General features: G+C 42.9%; 2 protein-coding genes and 1 pseudogene. All 3 read left to right on the top strand.

Features of this window, described 5'->3' with window-relative positions; genetic code table 11:
* On the top strand, positions 1–240 hold a 240-nt coding region (locus BW951_RS22975), incomplete at its 5' end, for a hypothetical protein (protein WP_175608873.1).
* 165 nt (positions 241–405) lie between these two features.
* Positions 406–1,020 carry a DUF6046 domain-containing protein gene (locus BW951_RS22305; RefSeq protein ID WP_139326254.1) on the top strand — a complete coding sequence of 205 codons (615 nt, stop codon included), beginning with the start codon at positions 406–408 and terminating at the stop codon, positions 1,018–1,020.
* A pseudogene (locus tag BW951_RS22300) lies at positions 1,020–1,274 on the top strand (hypothetical protein); the annotation flags it as partial. The gene BW951_RS22305 and the pseudogene BW951_RS22300, both read left to right, overlap by 1 nt.

Here is a 1,274-nt window from a genome sequence, read left to right as displayed (position 1 = left end):
AAAGATAAAGACGGAAATCCTATTGTCGGCTATCTGAAACCACCCGGAAGGGAAATCAAAGCCACCGCGCTTTCCATGTATTCGCAGAATAAAATTTTAGAATGCGGGGAATTTATCCGGGATAACTGCTGGCTTGGCGGCGATGAAAGGCTGAAAATGAGCGGTGACATTGCCGATACGGCAGCAATACAGGCTTCGGGAATCATTAAGTTTTTAGAAGCAGAACTGGGGGAAGTTTAGGGCTTCCGATCAATAAGGAAGCCGGATTTGATTTCATCCGAAAAGTAAGTGCCCTTATAAGCTATCATTTTAAAATTCCTTTCCCGGAGGAACTGGATGACCAGACCTTCTGGAATAAATGGGAACAGCTGAAATGGGTACTGTTTTTTGAGAACAAAAGAGCTAATGCAAAAGAAGGAGAAAATGTCGAGTTATAATATTAATGTTAAAGAACTGATCAAACAGCACTTTCCATTTAAACTTGGGTTTGCCACTCAGACCGTCGCAGATGCACTTTTTAACGGTTTTGATGATATACAGGTACTGCCAACTAATAATGAACCTGCCAAAGTTTCCGTCATGGGAACACCGGTCTGGGATTTTATAGACCTGAAGCCTTCTTATATTGAAGGAACCGGTGAACGCTTCGGCGGGTATTCTTTTCCACTGGAAACGACCATTGAACCCATAAGACCTAAAAAGATTGTCGAAACCGATATTTTCGGGCGTGACGGAAATGTAGAGGAACTCATCGCACTGGATGACTGGCAATTGACCATTAGAGGGCTTTTGATCAATTATGAAAGCACCGATTACCCGGAACAGCAGGTCAAGGAATTACAACGGGTTTGTGAGCTTAAAACGTCATTACTTGAATGCGAAGGAACTTTGTTAACCATGCTCGGTATACATTATATGAGCATTCACAGGCTGACCTTAACGCCGTCGATCGGCTACTCGCATATTCAGGCTTTTGAATTGGAGGCAAAAAGTAAAACCCCTTTTATCATCTCCCCGTAATGGTACCCTGTATTGAAATACTAATCGGAACATTAAAGTTCACGGCAGCCACGGAAGTTACTATTAAAAAAAGCTGGCGAACCTTTACCGATACGGCAACCATTAAACTTCCGAAAGCCATCTATTATTATGACGGTAACGGCATTTTAAAACCGGTGGAACACCTCGGCAATTTCATAAAAGTCGGTGATAAGGTAGAAATCAGACTGGGGTACAACCGGCAGCTGTTTACAGAGTTTACCGGCTATGTGGCA

It is taken from the genome of Chryseobacterium gambrini (assembly GCF_900156825.1).
GTDB lineage: Bacteria > Bacteroidota > Bacteroidia > Flavobacteriales > Weeksellaceae > Chryseobacterium > Chryseobacterium gambrini.
The sequence above is the reverse complement of the archived record's forward strand: the minus strand, read 5'-3'. Positions and strand labels throughout refer to the sequence as shown.

Bases quoted from the DNA above. Each gene is read 5' to 3' on its own strand.
- BW951_RS22305 (WP_139326254.1), top strand. From the start codon at position 406: ATGCAAAAGAAGGAGAAAATGTCGAGTTATAATATTAATGTTAAAGAA.